General features: G+C 64.6%; 4 protein-coding genes. 1 reads left to right on the forward strand and 3 read right to left on the reverse strand.

The window, feature by feature from the left end:
- Positions 1 to 5: 5 nt before the first annotated feature.
- Together MUO23_02505 and MUO23_02510 are read right to left on the reverse strand one after the other, a co-directional pair.
- On the reverse strand, positions 6 to 1,094 hold the full coding sequence (locus MUO23_02505) for an MBL fold metallo-hydrolase (GenBank protein ID MCJ7511824.1): 1,089 nt from the start codon (positions 1,092 to 1,094) through the stop codon (positions 6 to 8).
- On the reverse strand, positions 1,091 to 1,711 hold the full coding sequence (locus MUO23_02510; protein ID MCJ7511825.1) for a TetR/AcrR family transcriptional regulator: 621 nt from the start codon (positions 1,709 to 1,711) through the stop codon (positions 1,091 to 1,093). Before MUO23_02510 ends, MUO23_02505 begins: the two co-directional genes overlap by 4 nt.
- Before the next feature lie 159 nt (positions 1,712 to 1,870).
- Here MUO23_02510 and MUO23_02515 point away from each other — a divergent pair, with 159 nt between their 5' ends.
- Positions 1,871 to 3,931, forward strand: a complete 2,061-nt coding sequence (locus tag MUO23_02515) for a hypothetical protein (GenBank protein ID MCJ7511826.1) — start codon at positions 1,871 to 1,873, stop codon at positions 3,929 to 3,931.
- A gap of 224 nt (positions 3,932 to 4,155) precedes the next feature.
- On the opposite strand, the gene MUO23_02520 is transcribed toward MUO23_02515, so the two are convergent.
- A partial coding sequence (locus MUO23_02520) for a hypothetical protein (protein MCJ7511827.1) occupies positions 4,156 to 4,875 on the reverse strand: 720 nt, incomplete at its 5' end.

A 4,875-nucleotide genomic window follows, 5' to 3' on the forward strand; every position in this document is an offset into this window, starting at 1 on the left:
AGCCCTCAGCCCGTCGACGCAGGTGGGCGAGGGCTCTCGACGGCAGCACAGTCACCGGACGCATGGAGCACAGGCAGCGGTCTGTCAGGCCGTGCCTGAAACCACAGGCCTTCGTTCGCCGTAGCGCCAACGCCCGGTGGCACGCAGTTCAGGTAGCCCCGCGCATGCAAGTACTCGACGTGAGCGCCGGTCTCCTCCAGCGCCAGCAGCAGGTTGTAGCCATCGGCTTCTGGGAACAGGGCCTGCGCAACCTGCGCAAGTGTGGAAGCTTGCACCATTCGCTCCAGCACTTCTCTTAGCCTCACTTGATGCCCCTGCCGGATGGCCGCGACGCGCGCCGCCAGGTCGGGCATCGGGTGTTGGTGTCCACCGAGGCCGATGCGGATCGCCGGTGCGATCTGCTCTACCACGCGCAGCGAGTCAAGGTAGTGTCCCAGGCCGGTGTACGCCGTCAGCTGCTCGGGCGATTGATGCGGGCTGATGTCGCTGAGGACCTGGTCCCCACACAGCAGGATGTCGTCCACCTGGATGACCACCTGTCCGGGGCAGTGCCCCGGTGTGTGGACCAGCGTCAGCGGCCCGAGCGTGCTGCAGGGCGAGGTGAAGGTGAAGTCGACCGGCACCGAGGCGAACAGGCTCTTGTGCACGCTGTAGATCTCAAGGATGCTCGCTTGCGCATCGGGTGCAAGCCCGCAGGTGCCCAGAAAGCGCCGCAGGGAATCGACCGCTTCCGCCAACCGATCCTCGTAGCAGGCCAGCACCCGCCAATCGAGTTCATGGACCCCGATCGGCGCATCGGTCCTCTCCCGGACGTAGCGCAACCCGCCGAAATGGTCGATGTGGCCATGCGAAATCAGGACATGGGTCAGCGATCGCCATCCGATCTCCTCCCCATACCGATCGTGGACCGATTTCAGCCCCGTCTCCAGCCCCTGGTTGCTGGCCTCCAAGCCGGAGCCAACGTCGATCAAGCAGCGAAGCTGGTCAGCGAACACCAGGTGGGAGAAGCCCAAGAATCCAGGGAAGACTTCCAACGGGATGCGGTAAACGCGATAGCCGAGTGCGGTAGGAAACCGTTCGACCTCAAGCGTCATGGGCGTCGGCTCGCCGCTGGGGGCTGGATGCCGCGCAGGAAGAGCTCGGTGAAGGCGTCCGTGATCTCGTCGGGCGACAACCGTCCGGCCTCACGATACCAGGCGAGCATGCCATTCATCACGCCCAGAAACGCCGAGGCGGCGATCGGCACGTCCAGCGGACGGAAGGCGCCCTGGAGGACACCTTGTTCGAGCAGTGAACGCCATAGTCCCTCGAAGCGATCACGCCGCGCAAGGTGGCGGGCACGCCTGCGGCTGTCCAGGCTGCGGTACTCATACAGCAGGACGGCGGCCAAGTCACGCTGGTCGACCAGGTGCCGAACGTACACCTGGACTGCCGAGGCCAGCTTGTCCTGCGACGGCGCCGGGGAGGCAAGCACGGTTTCCATATCCGCGATCACCAGGTCGAGCGCCTGATCAAGGATACTGACCAGGATGTCCTGCTTGTTCTGGACGTGGTGGTACAGGCTCGCCTTCTGCAGGTGGACAGCGTCGGCGATGTCCTGCATCGAGGTGGCGTGGTAGCCCTTGAGGCGGAAGATCTGGGCGGCTGCCTGGATGATGTCCGAACGCTGCATCGGCTGTCTACCGACCGGTCGGTAGATTGATCTTAGCACAGGCCCTCCCCCAGGGTCAAGCGCATTCGATGTCGCCGCCCAGTCGCCCGGCACGGGGCGGCCCACCCCACCCCGGCGAGCTCACTCGACACTCAGCCTGCGCGGCGGCAGAGAGCCGGATAGAATACCGTTGGTCCATCCGAGGGCGAGGCCTTCCCGATGCTGGAACATCCGGAATCCGAGGCGACGGCACCTTCCCCGCGCACCCACCAGGCAGTCAACTGGCGGGTGCCGATCCTGGGAATCCTGGGGACGTCTTTCTTCGCGCGCGGCCTGCTGATCCCCTGGCTGGGCTTCTACTGGGATGACTTGCCGACCCTGTGGGCTATGCACGCCTACGGCCAGGCCGTGACCTGGCAATTCTTCCGCTCGGATCGTCCGTTCCTTCCTTGGATATACCAGCTGACAGCCCCCCTCGCCGGCGAGTCGCCGGTTCGCTGGCAGCTTCTCGGACTGCTGGCGTGGTTCCTTGCGGGGGTCTCTGTCTGGTGGCTGATGGTGGGCCTTTGGCCGTCTCAGCGAAGGCTCGCACTGCTGAGTGGGCTGTTGTTTGTTGTGTACCCGGGCTTCCTGCAGGGCCCGATCTCGATCATCTATTCCCACTTCCTGTTCCTCTCCGCCCTGTTCTTCTTCTCCTTCAGCTGTACCGTTCGCGCGATCAGGGGCGGACCCAGGTCCCAAGCATGGTTCGCGGCCGCGTTGGGCACCCAGGCCCTGGCTTTGTTCTCCTTCGAGTATTTGGTCGGCCTTGAACTGCTGCGGCCCGCACTAATCGGCCTGGTGCTGCGACAAGAGGGCTTGCGTGGCAGACGATGGGCCGTCAGGACCACACTTACCTGGCTGCCTCACTTGGCTATCCTGTCCGTCTACCTTGTCTGGCGCGCCGTTACCCCCAGATTCCCAACCTACGAACCTGCGCTCCTGACAATGCTGGCACAGCAACCGGGTGCCGCCCTGCAGGCGTTGGCGTCCAGGATCGCAAGCGACCTCCTGCTCACAACCGGAGGAGCGTGGTTCGAAGCCGCTTCGCCCCCTGCTCTCTCGAGCATCGGAAAGACCGGCCTGCTTGCGATGTCGGTGTCATTTCTGGGAGCTGCCCTGGTCACCGTGTGGGCGCTGCTGCGGCAGCGCCCGAATGATCTCGGCAAGCCGAGCCCGGCAGCGCGCACCGACCTGGCAGCCGCCGCAGGGCTTGGGGCTTGGGCGCTCTTGATCGCGGGCATCCCAGTCTGGATACCCATGCTGCCCTTGCAGCTCAGTTTCTCCTGGGACCGCATGACCTTGCCGTTCATTCTCGGTGCTAGCGTCCTGGCCGCATCACTGCTGGTAATGGCCTTCGGCCGCTGGCGCGCCTCGGTGGCGCTGTTCGCCGCGGTGGTCGCGCTGGGGGCGGCGCACCTGACCGGAAACGCCGTCAGCTACATGCAGGATTGGCGTGAACTGCGCACATTCCTCTCCCAGCTCACGACCCGTGCCCCCGGATTGGCACCGGGGACGACTCTACTCACGAACGACTTCCCGTTGGACTACTACAGCGACAACTCACTGACCGCGCCGCTCAACTGGGCCTACGCTCCGGATCTTGACTCGACCACCATCCCCTACATGCTGTACTACGTTTCGATCCGCCTCGGCCTGGGACTCCCGGCACTCGAGCCGGGCCTCCCGATCACGCAACGCTACCGGCCCGGGACGTTTGAAGGATCCACATCGCAGACGTTGGCCGTCTACTTCGAACCCCCCGGCTGTCTGCAGATCCTGGATGTTGAGCTACATGATTCAATGCCCGGATTGTCTGCCGGCCTCTCTCAGGCGGTTCCGCTGTCGAATCTTGGTCTGATTGACCCTTCGCCCGAAATCCCGGCACGTTCCCCCTTCGCAGAGGCGATCGAGGCCAACTGGTGCATCTACTTCGAGCGCGCCGACCTGGCACGCCAACAATCGAATTGGAGCGAGGTGGCGGCGATCGGCGATCATGCCCTGCTACTCGAGGATCGCCCCAACAATGTCTCGGAGTATTTGCCGTTCGTCGAGGCCTACGGCCATGTGGACCGGTGGGAGGACGCGCTTCACTGGACGGGTGTCGCCATGGAGCGAAATAGCGAGGTGAGGCGCATGGTGTGCAACACCTGGGGTCGTCTCATTCACACGACACCTGCCAGCTCCGAGAAGGAGCAGGCTCTTGCCGAGCTGCCTAGCCTGGTGCGTTGCGAACCCTAGCAGCCCCGTATCGCCATCGGGCCAGCTCTCTGCGCCAGGAGGAGCTCCCGCCGAGCTGAATTTGACCAGCCTGCCGGGACATGCCGAGTGCAAACGCCCGAGCAGGCCCCTGGCCGAGTGCTCTGGGGGCGCTTCCCTTCGATGTATGCCGCTCGGCAGCCGAAAGCACCCGTGCTGAGCGTACCCTCCATTCCGCGCATCGGCTCGCGGCACCTGACATCGAGTCAGCCGGAAGGACCCCCGCATCCGGCGAGTGCCTGTGCCTTGTCGATGGCCTGGCGAGCGGCCTCGCCTGCCAGCGCGGCAGCCGCAATCCGGCTCCACGCCCGGCACAGCATCTGCGAGATCTCCGGATTGCGCTCAAGCGCGGTCTGGCTCCAAGCCAGTGCCTCCTGCCACCGCCCCACCTGCCCATACCCCTCAATGAAAGGAATGTACTCCGAGCCGTGGTTGGGCTCGTCGGGGCCGTTGAGACCCAGATCCCCCAAGGCAGCCACGCGCTGCCAGTCTCCCCGCTGACGCGCCAGGTCGGCCTGCTGGAACAGGGTACACCAGTTGGCTTCGGTCTTCCGCGAAAAGGGTGAGCGGGCCGGGGGATCAGCCGCGGTGTCAATCAGGTCAAGCCGCGAAAGGGGCAGGGCCGCGACCAGGTCCGGATCCAGGGTTGGCATCCCGGCATGCAGCTCAGGATCGAGAACCTGAAGGCAGTCATAGGGCTCGTAGAAGATCACGATTGCCTGGGATGTGCTCCCGTCGAAGTCGGTCGCCCGATAGATGCGGGTGATTGGGGTCCCCGGTTTCAGGGAGGTCAGGCTGCCTCCCAGCCGCATGGGGATCGAAACCACAAGGTAAGGCATGTGGGTGGACTTGAGGTTCGGCGCGTAGGCCCAATTGACTGGCGCGGTCAGGGAGTTGTCGGTGGAGTATGTCAGCGGAATGTCGTC

Source organism: Anaerolineales bacterium (genome assembly GCA_022866145.1).
In the GTDB taxonomy this organism is placed as follows: domain Bacteria; phylum Chloroflexota; class Anaerolineae; order Anaerolineales; family E44-bin32; genus PFL42.

Excerpts from the sequence above, each read along its gene's own strand:
- MUO23_02505 (MCJ7511824.1), bottom strand. The coding sequence starts at position 1,094 with ATGACGCTTGAGGTCGAACGGTTTCCTACCGCACTCGGCTATCGCGTT.
- MUO23_02515 (MCJ7511826.1), top strand. The coding sequence starts at position 1,871 with ATGCTGGAACATCCGGAATCCGAGGCGACGGCACCTTCCCCGCGCACC.